The organism is Microbispora catharanthi (genome assembly GCF_006334915.2).
Classification (GTDB): Bacteria; Actinomycetota; Actinomycetes; order Streptosporangiales; family Streptosporangiaceae; genus Microbispora; species Microbispora catharanthi.
This window is the reverse complement of the sequence record NZ_VDMA02000009.1, coordinates 227099-241613: the sequence shown is the minus strand read 5'-3', so window position 1 is coordinate 241613 and position 14515 is coordinate 227099. Positions and strand designations below refer to the sequence as shown.

Genomic DNA, 14515 nt, shown 5'->3' with positions numbered 1-14515 from the left:
GACACGTGCGCATGACCACGGGCACGGCCCTGCTGACCGACCAGTACGAACTGACGATGCTGCAGGCCGCGCTCGCCAGTGGCGCGGCCCACCGGCGGGCGGTCTTCGAGGTGTTCGCCCGGCGACTGCCGGGGGGACGGCGCTACGGGGTGGTGGCCGGCACCGGACGGTTCCTCGACGCGCTCGAGGACTTCCGCTTCGAGGAGCAGGACATCGAGTTCCTGTGCTCCTCCGGGATCGTGGACGAGCCCACCGGCGAGTTCCTCGCCGGCTACCGCTTCTCGGGCAACGTGTACGGCTACCGCGAGGGCGAGGCGTTCTTCCCCGGCTCACCGATCATGGTGGTGGAGGGGACGTTCGCCGAGGCCGTGCTGCTGGAGACCGTGGCCCTGTCGATACTCAACCACGACTGCGCGATCGCGGCGGCCGCCTCCCGGATGGCCCAGGCGGCCGGCGACCGGCCGCTGATCGAGATGGGCTCGCGCCGCACCCACGAGTACGCCGCGGTCGCCGCCGCCAGGGCGGCCTACCTGTGCGGCTTCACCTCCACCTCCAACCTCATGGCCGGCCACCTGCACGGCGTGCCGACCGCCGGCACCGCCGCCCACGCGTTCACCCTCCTGCACGACTCGGAGAAGGACGCCTTCCGGGCCCAGATCGACTCCCTCGGGCTCGGCACCACTCTGCTCGTGGACACCTACGACGTGGCGGAGGCGGTACGCACCGCGGTGGAGCTGGCCGGGCCCGACCTCGGCGCGGTGCGCATCGACTCCGGCGACCTCGCGGTCGTGGCGGTTGAGGTGCGCCGCCTGCTCGACGAGCTGGGCGCGAGCCGCACACGGATCGTCGTCACCGGCGACCTGGACGAGTTCGCGATCGCGGCGCTGGCCGCGGCGCCGGTTGACGCCTACGGCGTCGGCACCGCCCTGTCCACGGGTTCCGGCCATCCGACGGCCAGCCTCGTCTACAAGCTCGTCGCACGGGAGGACCACACGGGACGGCTCCAGCCGGTCGCCAAGGCGTCGGTCGGCAAGCCGAGCGTCGGCGGGCGCAAGTGGGCCTACCGCAGGACCAGCGGCGGCACGGCGACCGCCGAGGTCGTCACCCGCGAGCCGGTGGAGACGGAGGACCGCCCGCTGCTGGCCGAACTCGTGCGGGACGGCAAGGTCGTCGAGCGCGAGAGCCTGGAGGCCGCGCGCGACCGCCACCGGGCGACTTTGGCCGAGTTGCCACTGGAGGCGTGCAGCCTCTCCCCCGGAGACCCCGCAGTCCCTACTATCTTCAAGTGATCGCGGGGGACCGGCGCATGAGGACGACGCCGGTCCTCCGTGATCGCCACTGTGAGGTGACCCCATGAAGACCGCGCTCGTCGTCGTGGACGTGCAGAACGACTTCTGCGAGGGCGGCAGCCTGCCGGTCGGCGGCGGCGCCGAGGTGGCCGCCGCGATCAGCCGGCACGTCCACGAGCACGCGTACGACCACGTGGTCGCCACCCGCGACTACCACGTCGATCCCGGGGCCCATTTCGCGGCCGAGCCCGACTTCGTGGACTCCTGGCCGCCGCACTGCGTGGTGGGCACTTCCGGCGCCGACTTCCACCCGGCCTTCGACACCGCGAAGGTCGAAGAGGTCTTCAGCAAGGGCGCGCGGCAGGCGGCCTACAGCGGGTTCGAGGGCGCCACCGCCGACGGCGCGGGCCTGGCCGCGTGGCTGCGCGAGCGCGGCGTGGAGGCCGTCGACGTCGTCGGCATCGCCACCGACCACTGCGTCCGGGCCACCGCCGTCGACGCGGCGGCAGGAGGCTTCGCCGTACGGGTCCTGCTGGACCTGACGGCCGGCGTGGCCAGGGAGACGACCGAGTCGGCGCTCGCCCGCCTCGCCGAGGCCGGGGTGGAGCTCACCGGGGAGCCCGTCCTCCGCTCCTGATCCGCGAATCCGGCGACCCGGGCGGCTGAGCCGGGACACGCGCCGGATCAGACGTCAATGTCTTCACCACGAAGCGTCACGGGTGTATTACCTAGAGCGACGACCCTTCGTGGATTGGCGGCCCCGATGTTCGCGTTCCTGCTCGGCCTCACCTGGCTCGTCCTGACCCCGGTCTGCATCTGGCTGCTCTTCGGCCGCGGCCACCGGGGCGTGCTCCGCGTCACGGGCGCGCTGACGCTGGCGGCCCTGCAGGCGGTCACGATGGTCGTGGGATTCGGCCAGGAGTCCGCCCGGGTCCCCGCCCAGACGGTCGCCGTACGCGACCCACGCGCCGACGCCGATCAACCGGCGGGCGACCAGGCCGCGCAGCCCCCTCGGGTGGCGACGGCCGCGACACCGTCTCCGGCACCGGCACCGACACAGGGCGGCCCTCCCTCCTGCGACTCCCGCGTCCCCAACCCCGAGGCCGTACGACTGTCGTTCCACGGCAGGGCCCTGCACGGCCTCACGGTGTACTGGCCCGCGTCGCCCGCGCAGTGCGACACGGCGACGGTGGCCGTCCACCAGGCCGGGCACCGGCTGCGCATCTGGGTGCGCGAGGGCGTCGAGGCGAGGCAGCACGAGGGAGCGCACAACGTTCCCGTACGCGTGGAGCAGGGCATGGCCTCCCTCAGCCTCCGGCTCAGCCCGGCCACCCGGCACCACCGGCGTTACGTGGCGATCAACGGCCACACCGGCGACAGGATCCCGTTGCGCTCCCGCACCTCCTGACGCGGCCACCGCCCGTTCGGTCTCAGCCGGCCGGCGTCGATGTGCTTGCGAACGGGCTGCCGGCGTCCGGCAGAGGTCCGCCGTCCGGCAGAGGCGGACGCTTGCCGGCCCGGTCATAGATCGCGGCGGTCCACCGGCCCGGTTGTCCGCCGGCCATGGCGGACAGCTGGTCGCGCACCTCGGGGCGCAGCAACGCCCGGCCCTGCACGGACTCGTCGCACTCCTCCGGCATCTTCCGGCACGCCACCTCCCGTATCGGAGCGTCCGCGGGGAAGACCCAGACCTGGATGGACTGCGGGCGTTTCAGCCAGCCGGACGGCGCCGACTTCCGGTCGTGGTGCCCGCCCACCGACTCCCCGCACCGTCCGGCCGAGCCGCCCGTCTCGCCGCCCTTGAGCGGCATCGCCACGACGACCCACGCTCGCGGGTCGTCGCAGGCCACCTTGATCGCGGTGGAGTAACTGGTCGGGGTGAAGGTCAACCTCTGCCCGGCGCCCACCGTCTCGAACCGCCCTGTATAGATGGGACGGAGGTCGAACTTCTCGGCTCCCAGCACCACGGGAAACCTGTCGGGGAGCTTCGGCCAGCGCGCGGGCTGGGCGGAGCCGGTGGGCCGCGCGGCGACCGTCGTCCGGTCGGCCCCGGAGCGGCCGATCAGCAGGCCGTTTCCCAGCGCGAAGGCGGCGACCGTGAAGGCCACCGCGGCTCCGGCCGTCGCGGCCCGCCGAGTCCGGCGCATGCGTCGGCCCCGCCGCACGATCGCGTCGAGAGGGGCGGCCGGTTCCCCGCCGTCGCGTTCCCGGCCGTGCTCATGCAGCAGCGTGCGCAGGTCGCTCTCGGTGTACCTCATCGCTGGGCCCTCTCCATGGTCATGGTCTGGATGTCCGGATCGACGCGAAGGCGGCCGAGGGCCCGGCTGAGCTGGGTCTTCACCGCTCCCAGTGAGCAGCCGACGATGTCGGCGACCTGGGTGAGCGTCCGTCCCTCGTAGTAGTGGAGGACGATCACCGCGCGCTGCCGCGGGGAGAGCGCGCCGATCGCGCTCCACAGCGCGACCTGATCGGCCACCTCCGCCGCCGCGTCGCGGGGGTCGGCCGCCTCGGGAATCGTCTCGGCCGGGATCTCCCCGCGCCAGCGCCTGCGCCACCAGGAGGCGTGGGTGTTCACGATGATGCGATAGACGTAGGGGTCGGGGTTGCCCTCGATCCGCCGCCAGGCGACCCATGCTTTCGCCAGCGCGGTCTGCACCAGGTCCTCGGCCGTACCCCAGTCCCGGGCGAGGAGATACGCCATCCGGCACAGCCGTAGATGCCGCTGTGCCACGTATTCGGCGAACCCGTCGTCCATCGATCATCTCCGTCTCGTCGTCTCCGGCGATGACTACGCCCCGGGAGGCGGGATCGGATGACAGACGAAATCACGGAAGAGACCGGCCCGCCCGGCATCCGGGCTCGGACCGCGTGCTGGGCAGGCCGGGCGCGCCGCCTCAGACTGCGGGGCAGGCGGGCCCGGCGGGGGTCACCTGCGCTGGGTGGCCCACTTGCGGATCATCGCGATGCGTTCGCGGACCTGCTCGGCGGTGGCCTGGGCGATGGCGGGGCCGCCGCAGGCGCGGCGCAGCTCGGCGTGGATGACGCCGTGCGGCTGGCCGGTGCGGTGGTTCCACGCGCCGACGAGGCCGTTCAGCTCCTTGCGGAGCTCGGCGAGCTGCTCGTGCGGCGCGAGGGCGGGGGCGCTGTCCTCGCTCCCCTTCTTGGTCTTGCGCTTGGCCGCCTGCTGGTCGGCCTGGCGCTTGCGCAGCAGTGAGGCCACCTGGTCGGGCTCCAGCAGGCCGGGCAGGCCGATGAAGTCCTCCTCCTCGGGCGAGCCGGGCGCGGCGGCGGTGCCGAACTCGCCGCCGTCGAACAGCACCCGGTCGAAGGTGGCGGACGCCTCCAGCGTCTGGAAGGGCAGCTCGTCGCCGAGCGCGTCGGGCTGCTTCTTCTCCTGCTGGGCCTGTTCGAGCAGCATGTCGTCGAGGCCGTCCTCGTCGCGGCGGCGGCCCAGCACGTGGTCGCGCTCGGCCTCCATCTCGCCCGCGAGGCCCATCAGGACGGGCACCGAGGGCAGGAAGACCGACGCGGTCTCCCCCCGCTTGCGGGCGCGGACGAAACGCCCGACGGCCTGGGCGAAGAACAGCGGGGTCGAGGTGCTCGTGGCGTAGACCCCGACGCACAGCCGGGGAATGTCGACGCCCTCGGAGACCATCCTGACCGCGACCAGCCAGCGCCGGTCGGAGCCGGCGAAGTCCTTGATCTTCTTGGAGGCGCCCGGGTCGTCGGAGAGCACGACCTCCGCCCCCTCCCCGGTCACCGTGCGGATGTGCCGGGCGTAGGCGCGGGCCGACTCGTGGTCGGAGGCGATGACCAGCCCGCCCGCGTCGGGAACGCCCCGCCGCACCTCGGTGAGACGGCGGTCGGCCGCGTGGATGACCTGGCGGATCCAGTCGCCCTTGGGGTCGAGGGCGGCCCGCCACGCCTGCGAGAGCTGGTCCTTGGTCAGCGGCGTGCCGAGAGTGGCGGCGATCTCGTCGCCCGCGCGGGTGCGCCACTTCATCTCTCCCGAGTACGCCAGGAAGATGACCGGCCGGACGACGTTGTCGGCCAGAGCCGGGCCGTACCCGTAGGAGTAGTCGGAGACGCTCCGCATCGCCCCCTCGCCGTCCTCGACGTAGGTGACGAACGGGATCGGGCTGTCGTCGGACCGGAAGGGCGTGCCGGTCAGCGCGAGTCGTCTGGTCGCGGGCTCGAACGCCTCGCGGACGCCGTCGCCCCACGACTTCGCGTCGCCGGCGTGGTGGATCTCGTCGAAGATCACCAGAGTCTTGCGCGCCTCGGTGCGGGCCCGATGCAGCGCCGGGTGCATCGCGATCTGCGCGTAGGTGACCGCGACCCCGACGTAGTCGCGCGAGGTGGCGCCCTGGCTGTTCTTGAACTCGGGGTCGATGCCGATCCCGACCCGGGCCGCGGCGTCGGCCCACTGCCGCTTGAGGTGCTCGGTGGGGGTGACGATCGTCAGCGCGCGCACGACCCCGCGGCTGAGCAGTTCGCTGGCGATCCGCAGCGCGTACGTCGTCTTGCCGGCGCCGGGGGTGGCGACGGTCAGGAAGTCGCGCGGCTCACGGCTGAAGTAGAGGTCGTAGGCCTGCTGCTGCCATGCGCGCAGCTTCGGGGCGGTGCCCCAGGCGGCTCTGTCGGGGTAGGACGGGGAGAGGTGGGACGCGGCCGAAACGCTCAACGACGCCTCCCCGAACTCATCGGAACACTGGTGTCTCTATCGGTTCGCTCCCTCACAGTGGATTCAGACTAGCCCGCCGGACCGACAAGACGTGCCGCCCACGCGCAGGGTGGTCCGAAATAGCCCGGTGTGGCAATCCCCACAGCATCGGGATCGGCGCCGCCGTCCACGGTCGCCCCATACCGGCCGAGCCGCCGCCCGAGACCGCACATCGGCGCCTTCCGCCCCTTTGCCTGCCTGCGTGCCGCTGCCGTGCCGCTGCGTTCGTTCACCGGCGGGAAGGTGCTCCCGCGGTAGCCGCGTCCTCGCGCGCCGGTGCCCTGACACGCGAGGGCGGACAGCCCCGGGAGCCGTCGGGCTCCCGGGGCTGTCCGCCCTGGCTGCTATCTGGCCGGACCGGCCGTCACACCGTCTGCGCGGCGGTGCAGTTGCCGGTGGTCAGCGCCTGGAATGTACCGATTGTCCCAGCGCCGCTGAGGGAGCTGACCCTGCAGTCGGTGCGGAGGATCGCGCCGTCCGCCCTCCGCACCGTGACCCTGACCTGCCCCGCGGGAGCACCCGTGGCCGGGAACGTGATCCCGGTCGCCCCGGCCGGGACCGCCGTGCTGGGTGACGGAGCCAGGGCGATGTCGTAGAAGTAGCCGATTCCGAAGACCTGCGACAGGTCCGTCCAGGTGGCACCGTCGTTGACGAACACGTGACCCCTGCGCGCGGAGCCGGTGAAAGTCCGAGATGCGGTCGGGGCGACGGTTGTCGCGCCGGCGGTGAATGTGAAGTCCGTGACGATGTTCGTCGCGTCCAGGCGCGGGAAGGGAATGAACTTCTTCTCCCCGCCCTGCGGGCTCGCCGCCTGCGTGGCCGGGGTGGTCTTCGTCGAGGCGGCGCTCGCCGCGACCGCACCCGACAGCGCCACAGATGCGCACGTCACGGCCACCGCGGCGCCCCGCGCCAGCAGGCGACCGGCGCCACGCGAACCAGAGGCCGAGCTGCTCGTACGAGTAATCAACTGAATTTCCCCCATGGTGAGAATTCTCTTTCAGTTCGCCGCACCCCGGGCAAAGAATCCCGAAGCTGCCTCTTCATAGAAGAAGGGCTCGCGGCAGATATCAGGCGGGCACTGTCAGGCGGTGTCGGACAATCGCCGCGGCCGCCCTGAGCGTCTTTCTTCGGACCTTTTCCGACGGGCCCGGCCGACCGGTGGCCCGCCGGGCCGCACGCGGCCGCCCGCCCCCAGAACCGGCACCGGGCGACCGTGCCCGCTCACGTCACAGACGCGTCGGGGCCGTGCAGCGGCTGGCGACCAGCGGAAGCGTGGAGGCGCCGCTCGTGTTCGAGACGCTGCAGTCGGAGTAGAAGAGGCTGCCGTCCGCCTTGCGCACCGTGACCCTGACCAGCCCAACGGGAATCCCGCTGGTGCCGAGGCGGGTCAGCACACCGCCGGTGAGCGCGAAGGCGGTGGACGGTGCGGGGGCCAGCGTCACGTCGTACAGGTAGCCCGGGGAGAACACCGAGGTGAGGTCGGCCCAGTCCGTGCCGTCGTGAACGAAGACGCGGCCCCTGCGCGCCGACCCCGTGAAGGTCCTCGACTCGGTCGGAGTCACGGAGGTCGCGCCGATCGTGAACGCGGTGACGATGTTCGCGCTGTCGAGACGCGGGTACGGGATGGACTTGTTGTCCTTCTCCCCCCCGCCCTGCGGGCTCGTCGCCGCCTGCGTGGCGGGGGCGGCCTTAGCCGGGGTGGCGCTCGCCGCGACCGAGCCCGACAGCCCCACGGTCGCACAGGTCACCGCCACCGCGGCGGACCACATCAGCAGGCGACCGGTGCCACGCGAACCAGAGGCCGGGCTGCTCATATGAGAAATCAATTTGATTTCCCCCCAAGGTGAGAATTGGTCTTTCGGGTCACCGCGTTTTCGTGCGATGCGACCTCGAAGATACCTGTCCCGGGAAACGCGGGCAGCGCGCCACTTATCGGATGGCGGCAAACAGATGTCACGCCTATCTCAAAGCCGTTCCGGCGATATCGGAATATTCCGCCATATCGGGATCGAAGGCTCGAGGCGCGGCCAACGCGGCCGTATCGGCATTCGGCGGCACGGGGACGGCGAAGCGCCGGGCCGAAATGCGCACACCTTTCCCTTTTCGAGGGCTATACGTCGTGAACGCCCTCACCAGGGCTTGCGGCATGCGGGAGGAGCGGAGCACGCGCGGCTCAGCGGGCTCCCCACATCAGGCCCTCGATCTCCGCGCGCGACTGGGGGCGGTCGGGATGGGCCAGCCCGAGCAGGACCGTGCTGCCGCCGTCCGGCCGGGTCAGCAGGGTCACCCGCATGAAGGCGGGCTCGTTCACCACGTCGGTGTACTCGGCGCGTACGGCCCGCGTGTGACCCGGCCGCCCGCCGACGGTCACCGCGCGGTCGTCCAGCACCTCGACCTTGTCCCCGTGCAGCAGCAACTGCGCGTAGAGATCGCTCAGGTCGATGACCGCAGAACGCAGGTTGGGCGGGTCCACCCGGTCGCCGGAGCGGGCCATGACCGTGGCGCTGTCCCCGCGCGCGGCGACGGAGGTGAAGCCGGTCACGGGCGCGACCACGCCCTCCCGCCACTCCGGCGGCAGCGTGTAGGAGACCCCGGCGATCTGGTCGTCGATCACCGTGGGGGGCGTGCCCTCGGCCCGGTGCAGGACCGTGACGACCACCGCGCCGATGACGGCGGCCGAGCAGACCAGCGCGAGGCCGCCGACGAGAAGGCGCCGCAGCCACCGCGGCATCGGGCGGGGAGGCGTCTCGGGCGCACGGTAGCGGCGAGCCGACGGGGGCAGGTCGTCCTCGGGCTCCGGGGACTCCAGGCCCAGCGAGGGCCAGACCGGGCGGTCGGCCTGCCGCCGTTCGGAGACCGGCGCGCCGTACAGGCCGGTGAGGCTCTCCTCTGCGGGGTTCCGGTCCGGCTCACGGCCGCCGTACGGCCGTGTGGGCCACTGGGGGGACGCCGGCGGCGTGGACGACCGCGGCGACCCGCCCGGGGCGCCGTACGGGCGGGTGAGGCCCTCCTTGGACGGCGGGGACCCCTCCTCGGCGGGGGGCCAGACCCGGCGCATCCACTGGTCATCCACAAAGCCTCCCCGGGCGGCCTGGCCGGGCGCGTGGGACGGAACCGGCGAGCGACTTCGGCGCTCAGGACCGGGCGCGAAGCTTCGTGACCATGAACGCTGCTGTGGAGTTACTCACACCCGCGCCGCGACGTCAACGGCTCCGGCCGATTCGTCATCGCCCTGTTCCTCCTGACGATTCCTCGTCGCCCTGTATGTCGTCGGCCGGGCCCTCAGGGCCCTGTGCGGCGAGGCTCGGCACGGGGTCGTTCATGATGCCGTTCGTGGTGCCGGTGGTGCCGGTGGGGCCGCCCGTGCTGTCCGCGGCGTCCGCGGCGACCCCATGAAGCCCGGCGGCGGCGGCTTTCTGCAGCCCCGCGTCGGCTCCCTGCGGCGCGGGGCGGCGATAGGCGTCCCACATCTGGTGGACGCGCACGCCCTGGCCCGCGGTGAACTCGCGCATGCAGCGGTCCTGGGCGTAGTCCATGAAGTTGTGCGTCGGGTCGCCACCCGGGGCGGGGCAGGTGTCCTTCTTGGAGGGGCAGCCGTTCGTCGGGTACGCCTCGGCGGGAGTGTCGTCCACCGAGTCGCCCGGGGCCTTGCAGCCGTTCTCGAAGGTGTGCAGCAGGCCCAGCCAGTGGCCGATCTCGTGCACGGCCGTGAAGCCTCTGGCGAAGTCGCGCAGCGGGCCGCCGGGGACGCTCCGCCAGTCGATCACGACGCCGTCCAGCACGGGCTCGTCGTCGTACCAGTACGGATAGGTGGAGTAGCCGAGCACGAGCCGGCTCAGCTGCGCGATGTACAGGTTGAGCGTCTCGGGACCCCCGACCCGCAGCTTCTTCTTCATCGGCTCCTCGTAGCCGAGGGGGTCGCGGAACCAGCTCCGGTTGTCGGTGTGGGTGATGCCCTTGAGCTCGAAGCGCACGCCGGTGTCGGCCCCGCCGTACCCGCCGGAGTAGGCGGTGTTCAGCACCGCGATCTGCCGGGAGACGGCGGCGTCGGGCAGGCCGAGCGCGTGGTCCCTGATGATGTGCACCCACACCGGAACGGTGATCCGCTCGACGGCCCGGGGAACGCTCCGCCGGTCGTTCGCACCGCTCCCCGGCCGCGCCGTGCCCCCGGGCCGCGGGGCGACTCCGGGCTGCGCCGTGACCCCCGGCTGCGCTGTGACCCCCGGCTGGGCGGTTTCTCCCGGCTGGGCTGTTGCTCTCGGCTGCGCTGTGCCGATCCTGCGGGCCAGGTCGGCCGCCATCCGGGCGACCTCGTCCGGCCCCGGCTCACGCGGCTCCAGGGCGTGCGTGAGCGCGCCCAGGCCGTGCCGGCGCCGCGGAACGGCGTGGTGGGCGAGGCAGGCGTCCGGCCTGGAGGCCGGCGATTCGCGCGGTCCGGCGCCGGCGAGACCACCGGTCGCCCGGGAGCCGGCGGACGCCGGGGCGGCGCAGGCGCCGCCCAGCGCGTAAAGGCATGCAAGGAAGACGGCGATGGGTCGCCGAACCATTCGTTCCCCCGATACGGCTGGTCAGAAGGCAGACCCTAGCCGTCGGGGGGGCGATGATCCCGTATCGACACTCACTCGCCGGAGGGCTCGCCCTTGGGCAACCCCTCGTAGATCTCCTTGCACTCCGGGCAGACCGGGTACTTCTTCGGGTCGCGGCTGGGCACCCAGACCTTGCCGCACAGGGCCCGCACCGGCGCGCCGGTCACGTAGCTCTCAGTGATCTTGTTCTTGTCGGCGAAGTGCGAGAAGCGCTCGTGGTCACCGTCGCCGTGCGAGAGCCGGGGTGTTACGTCGCTCTCGGGAAGAATCTTCGTGCCGCTCACGGATACCAAGTCTACTGAGCGAGCAGGCACCTGCGGCCCGGACGCGCGTACGGCCCCCGCCGGGGTGGCGGGGGCCGTACGGAACAGGCCTGGCGTCAGCCCATGTGGACCGGGGCGCCCTCGGTCTTGCGGCCGGCCTTGACGAACAGGGCCAGGGCCGCCGCGACGAGGGCGACCGCCGTGCTCACGATGAAGCCGAGGTGCAGGCCGTCCATGAAGGACAGGTGCGCCGCGTCGGAGAACGTCTTGGCCACCTGGGCCGGGAGCCCGGGCGGGGCCTGGCCCACCGAGGCCAGGGCCTTCAGCCCCGCCATCTCCGCGGGCTTGACGCCCTGCGCCACCGGGCCGAGGTATCCGGGCAGCACGTCGGCCACCTTCGCGGACACGACCGCGCCCAGGATGGCGGTGCCGAGGGCGCCGCCGACCTGCATCGCGGAGTTCTGCACGCCGCCTGCGACGCCGCTCAGCTCCTCCGGCGCGTTGCCCACGATGATCTCGGTGGCGCCGACGAACACCGGCGACAGGCCGAACGCGAGCAGCACGAACGGGATCGCGCTGTCGGCGAAGGCGGCCTCGACGCTGAGCCGCGACATGAGGAACATCGCGAAGGCGCTGATCACCATGCCGCCCGCGATGGTGATCTTCGGACCGAGCTTGCCGATGAGCATGCCCGCGACGGGCGAGGCGACGATCATGCCGGCGCTCATGGGCAGCATCCGCAGACCGGAGTCGAGCGGCGTGAGCCCGTGCACGCCCTGGAAGAAGAACGTGAGGAAGAACATCGCGCCGAACATCGCGAACGACATGAGGACCATGAGGACGGTCCCGATCGAGACCGAGGCGTTGCGGAACAGGCTCAGCGGCAGCAGCGGCTCGCGCGCCTTCGACTGCCAGAACAGGAACACGGCCCCGAACACCACGGCGCCCGCGAGGAAGAGGATCGTCTGGGCGTCGCCCCAGCCCAACTCGGGAGCCTTGATGATGGCCCACACCAGATCGAACATCACCCAGGTCAGCAGCACAACGCCGAGCCAGTCGACCTTGGACAGCGTCTGCGCCTTGCTCTCCCGCAGCGTCCACAGCCCGAAGGCCAGGGCCGCCGCGCCCACCGGCACGTTGATGAAGAACACGGACTGCCAGCTCACGTTCTCCACCAGGAGGCCGCCGACGATCGGGCCGGCCGCGCTCGACAGGCCGATGATCGCTCCCCAGGCGCCCATCGCCATGTTCAGCTTCTCACCGGGGAAGGCCGAGCGGAGCAACGCGAGCGCGGCGGGCTGGAGCAGCGCGCCGAACAGGCCCTGCAGCACGCGCAGCGCGATCAACACGCCCACCGAGGACGACAGGCCGATGGCGAGCGAGGTCAGCGCGAAGCCGGCGACACCGATCAGGAACACCCGCTTGTGCCCGAAGATGTCGCCGAGCTTGCCCGCGGTGATCAGGAAGACCGCCAGCGCGAGCAGGTAACCGCTGGTCACCCACTGCAGGTCGGACAGCGACGCCTTCAGTTCGACCTGGATCACCGGGTTCGCGATCGCCACGACCGTGCCGTCGAGCATGACCATGATGACGCCGAGCGAGACGGCGAGCAGCGTGAGCCATGGATGCCCCTGGCCTCGTCCTGGAGGCGCGTCGGCGTCCACCGATACGGCTTGAGTCATGGAGATTCCCCCTTAGCACCACTGTGTCGACCGGCAGTAATTTATGTCAGTCGATGACAGATGACAAATCCTTTTATCCGACATACGGTGACATCTGAGAGTTTGTGAACCGACAGTTTCGAGGAGGTGACCGCCGTGGGTCTACGCGAACGCAAGAAGCAGCGGACGCGGGACGCTCTGATCGACGCGGCCCTCGACCTCTTCCTCACCAGGGGCTACGAGGCGACGACCATCGACCAGATCGCCGCCGAGGTGGAGGTCTCGCCCAGGACGTTCTTCCGGTACTTCGCCTCCAAGGAGGACGTGGCGCTCTCGCTGACCGCCGACGAGCAGCGGATGCTCCTCGCGGAGCTGGCTTCCCGCCCCGAGTCGGAGTCGCCGTTCACGGCCCTGTGCCAGGCGATGCGCTCGTTGCTCCAGATCCTACGAGAGGCGGATGAGACGGAGGCAGGCAGGTACCTGCGTTGCCAGAAGGTCGTGCACTCCACGCCCGCCCTGCTCGCGGGGACCATGCGGCTGGTCAAGGAGAACGAGCGCAAGCTGGTCGCCGAGGTGGCCCGCAGGCTGGGAGCGGACCCGTGCGACCTGCAGCCGCAGTTCATCGTGGCCGTCTTCGTCAGCGTGGCCCTCGCCTGCTTCGACGAGCGCACGCAGGACCCCGCCGTACTGGCCCGGCGGCTGGAGGACCTGCTCGCGCTGGCCGAGCGATCCCTGTGTCCCGGCTGGGACCAGCCCGTACGCTCCGGGGCGGCCGAGCCCGCCTCAGCCCCGCGCTGACACCTCGGCGCGTCCTCACAGCAGGACGACGCAGCCGCGCTCACGCAGCGGGCGGACGCAGGCGGGGACCTCGTCGAACTTGATCCAGCGCAGGTCGAGCTTCTCCAGCCGCGGCAGCTCCGCGAGCCCGCCGGGCAGCGTGGAGAGGCGGGTCGCCCGCAGGTCGAGGTGGGTCAGCTCCGTCAGGCGCACGACGGAGCCGGGCAGCCGTTCCAGGGGGTTGCCGCGCAGGTCCAGGTGGCGCAGCGCGCGCAGCCCTCCGATCGCCTCGGGCAGCGCGACGAGGCGGTTGTTCCTGAGGTGCAGCTCGCGCAGCCCGGTCAGGCGCCCGATCGTCTCCGGCAGCGTGGTCAGCCGGTTGTCGTGGGCCCGCAGCTCGTGCAGGCCGGTCATGCCGCCGATCGACGCGGGCAGCGCGGCCAGCCGGTTCTCCGCCAGGTTGAGATAGCCGAGCCGGTCGAGCCGCCCCAGCGAGGCGGGCACCGACGTGAACCCGTTGTCGCTCAGGTAGAGGTAGTCCGTGAGACGGGGCAGGTCGCCGATCTCCGCGGGCACCTCGCGCAGCCGGTTGTGCCCCAGGTCGAGCATGCGCAGCTCGCGAAGGCGGCCGAGGCCGGGAGGAAGGTCGGCGATCTCGTTCTCCGCCAGGTTGAGCGACCGCAGTCGGCTCAGCCCCCACAGTGCGTCCGGCACCGCGGTCAGGGCGTTGCGCCCGGCACTGAGGTGTTCGAGTGAGGCGAGGCGGCCCAGTCCGGGCGGGAGGGCCGTGATCCGGTTGCCGTAGAGCAGCAGGACCCGCAGCCGCTCCAGGCCCCCGATCCAGCCGGGCAGCGTCGTGAGCGCGTTCCCGTCGAGGTCGATGTGGCGCAGCGTCGTCATGTCGCCCACGGCCGCGGGCAGCGACGGCAGCCCCGCACCGGGCGCCACCAGGGCGACGGGCACGCCGCCGGCGAACCGTACGGCGCCCGGGGGCGCCCAATGCGGTTCGGGCACGCTGAGATCGGGCATGGCAGCCGACTCTACAGACGGCCTCCGCACGCCCCGCACAGCGGCCGATCGGTGAACGTTTCATCGGGATGACGCGGCCCAGGTGAGGGCCCGCGACCGGAGATCGCGCTGGTCCGATGGCACGCGCTGCCGAACCGGTTCAGTAGGGGCGTGCCCGTCGGTGCGCGTGCGAGAGCCGTCTCCTGTA

15 protein-coding genes are annotated in these 14515 nt (G+C 71.8%); 5 read left to right on the top strand and 10 right to left on the bottom strand.

What is annotated here, in order from left to right; genetic code table 11:
* Positions 1-5 precede the first annotated feature (5 nt).
* The 3 genes from FH610_RS19370 to FH610_RS19360 all read left to right on the top strand — a co-directional run bounded on the left by FH610_RS19370 (position 6) and on the right by FH610_RS19360 (position 2697).
* Positions 6-1289: a nicotinate phosphoribosyltransferase gene (locus FH610_RS19370; protein ID WP_420813728.1), complete on the top strand. Its 1284-nt coding sequence runs from the start codon at positions 6-8 to the stop codon at positions 1287-1289.
* A gap of 64 nt (positions 1290-1353) precedes the next feature.
* A complete protein-coding gene (locus FH610_RS19365; protein WP_139575914.1) occupies positions 1354-1926 on the top strand; it encodes a nicotinamidase in 573 nt (190 codons plus the stop codon).
* Between the two features lie 114 nt (positions 1927-2040).
* Positions 2041-2697: a hypothetical protein gene (locus FH610_RS19360; RefSeq protein WP_139575913.1), complete on the top strand. Its 657-nt coding sequence runs from the start codon at positions 2041-2043 to the stop codon at positions 2695-2697.
* Positions 2698-2719: 22 nt separating this feature from the next.
* Here FH610_RS19360 and FH610_RS19355 read toward each other — a convergent pair whose 3' ends face one another.
* The 4 genes from FH610_RS19355 to FH610_RS19340 all read right to left on the bottom strand — a co-directional run bounded on the left by FH610_RS19355 (position 2720) and on the right by FH610_RS19340 (position 6670).
* Complete coding sequence (locus FH610_RS19355) at positions 2720-3547, bottom strand: hypothetical protein (protein WP_139575912.1); 828 nt, start codon at positions 3545-3547, stop codon at positions 2720-2722.
* The gene (locus FH610_RS19350; protein ID WP_139575911.1) at positions 3544-4044 is read right to left on the bottom strand and encodes a SigE family RNA polymerase sigma factor; all 501 of its coding nucleotides are present in this window, start codon (positions 4042-4044) and stop codon (positions 3544-3546) included. The genes FH610_RS19355 and FH610_RS19350 overlap by 4 nt, the downstream gene beginning before the upstream one ends.
* A 171-nt stretch (positions 4045-4215) precedes the next feature.
* Positions 4216-5973 (bottom strand): DEAD/DEAH box helicase, encoded by a 1758-nt coding sequence (locus FH610_RS19345; protein WP_139575910.1) that lies wholly within the window; start codon positions 5971-5973, stop codon positions 4216-4218.
* A gap of 403 nt (positions 5974-6376) precedes the next feature.
* On the bottom strand, positions 6377-6670 hold the full coding sequence (locus tag FH610_RS19340; protein ID WP_139575909.1) for a hypothetical protein: 294 nt from the start codon (positions 6668-6670) through the stop codon (positions 6377-6379).
* Between the two features lie 82 nt (positions 6671-6752).
* Between FH610_RS19340 and FH610_RS19335 the strand changes: the two genes are divergently transcribed.
* Positions 6753-6983: a hypothetical protein gene (locus tag FH610_RS19335; RefSeq protein WP_139575908.1), complete on the top strand. Its 231-nt coding sequence runs from the start codon at positions 6753-6755 to the stop codon at positions 6981-6983.
* 255 nt (positions 6984-7238) lie between these two features.
* On the opposite strand, the gene FH610_RS19330 is transcribed toward FH610_RS19335, so the two are convergent.
* The 5 genes from FH610_RS19330 to FH610_RS19310 form a co-directional block, all read right to left on the bottom strand.
* Complete coding sequence (locus FH610_RS19330) at positions 7239-7826, bottom strand: hypothetical protein (RefSeq protein WP_139575907.1); 588 nt, start codon at positions 7824-7826, stop codon at positions 7239-7241.
* Positions 7827-8185: 359 nt separating this feature from the next.
* Positions 8186-9085, bottom strand: coding sequence for a hypothetical protein (locus tag FH610_RS19325; protein WP_139575906.1), 900 nt, complete (start codon positions 9083-9085; stop codon positions 8186-8188).
* Positions 9086-9236: 151 nt separating this feature from the next.
* Positions 9237-10559: a zinc metalloprotease gene (locus FH610_RS19320; RefSeq protein ID WP_240809059.1), complete on the bottom strand. Its 1323-nt coding sequence runs from the start codon at positions 10557-10559 to the stop codon at positions 9237-9239.
* A gap of 71 nt (positions 10560-10630) precedes the next feature.
* Positions 10631-10891, bottom strand: coding sequence for a DUF3039 domain-containing protein (locus FH610_RS19315; protein ID WP_030510937.1), 261 nt, complete (start codon positions 10889-10891; stop codon positions 10631-10633).
* Positions 10892-10977: 86 nt separating this feature from the next.
* Positions 10978-12543, bottom strand: coding sequence for a DHA2 family efflux MFS transporter permease subunit (locus tag FH610_RS19310; RefSeq protein WP_139575904.1), 1566 nt, complete (start codon positions 12541-12543; stop codon positions 10978-10980).
* A 135-nt stretch (positions 12544-12678) separates the two neighbouring features.
* Between FH610_RS19310 and FH610_RS19305 the strand changes: the two genes are divergently transcribed.
* A complete protein-coding gene (locus tag FH610_RS19305; protein WP_161628031.1) occupies positions 12679-13320 on the top strand; it encodes a TetR family transcriptional regulator in 642 nt (213 codons plus the stop codon).
* 15 nt (positions 13321-13335) lie between these two features.
* Here the strand turns inward: FH610_RS19305 and FH610_RS19300 are convergent, their stop codons facing one another.
* A complete protein-coding gene (locus FH610_RS19300; RefSeq protein ID WP_205825890.1) occupies positions 13336-14328 on the bottom strand; it encodes a leucine-rich repeat domain-containing protein in 993 nt (330 codons plus the stop codon).
* Positions 14329-14515 lie beyond the last annotated feature (187 nt).

What these genes read in the sequence shown, in the direction of transcription:
- FH610_RS19365 (WP_139575914.1), top strand. Translation starts at nt 1,354, where the DNA reads ATGAAGACCGCGCTCGTCGTCGTGGACGTGCAGAACGACTTCTGCGAG.
- FH610_RS19355 (WP_139575912.1), bottom strand. Translation starts at nt 3,547, where the DNA reads ATGAGGTACACCGAGAGCGACCTGCGCACGCTGCTGCATGAGCACGGC.
- FH610_RS19350 (WP_139575911.1), bottom strand. Translation starts at nt 4,044, where the DNA reads ATGGACGACGGGTTCGCCGAATACGTGGCACAGCGGCATCTACGGCTG.
- FH610_RS19330 (WP_139575907.1), bottom strand. Translation starts at nt 7,826, where the DNA reads ATGAGCAGCCCGGCCTCTGGTTCGCGTGGCACCGGTCGCCTGCTGATG.
- FH610_RS19320 (WP_240809059.1), bottom strand. Translation starts at nt 10,559, where the DNA reads ATGGTTCGGCGACCCATCGCCGTCTTCCTTGCATGCCTTTACGCGCTG.
- FH610_RS19310 (WP_139575904.1), bottom strand. Translation starts at nt 12,543, where the DNA reads ATGACTCAAGCCGTATCGGTGGACGCCGACGCGCCTCCAGGACGAGGC.
- FH610_RS19300 (WP_205825890.1), bottom strand. Translation starts at nt 14,328, where the DNA reads ATGCCCGATCTCAGCGTGCCCGAACCGCATTGGGCGCCCCCGGGCGCC.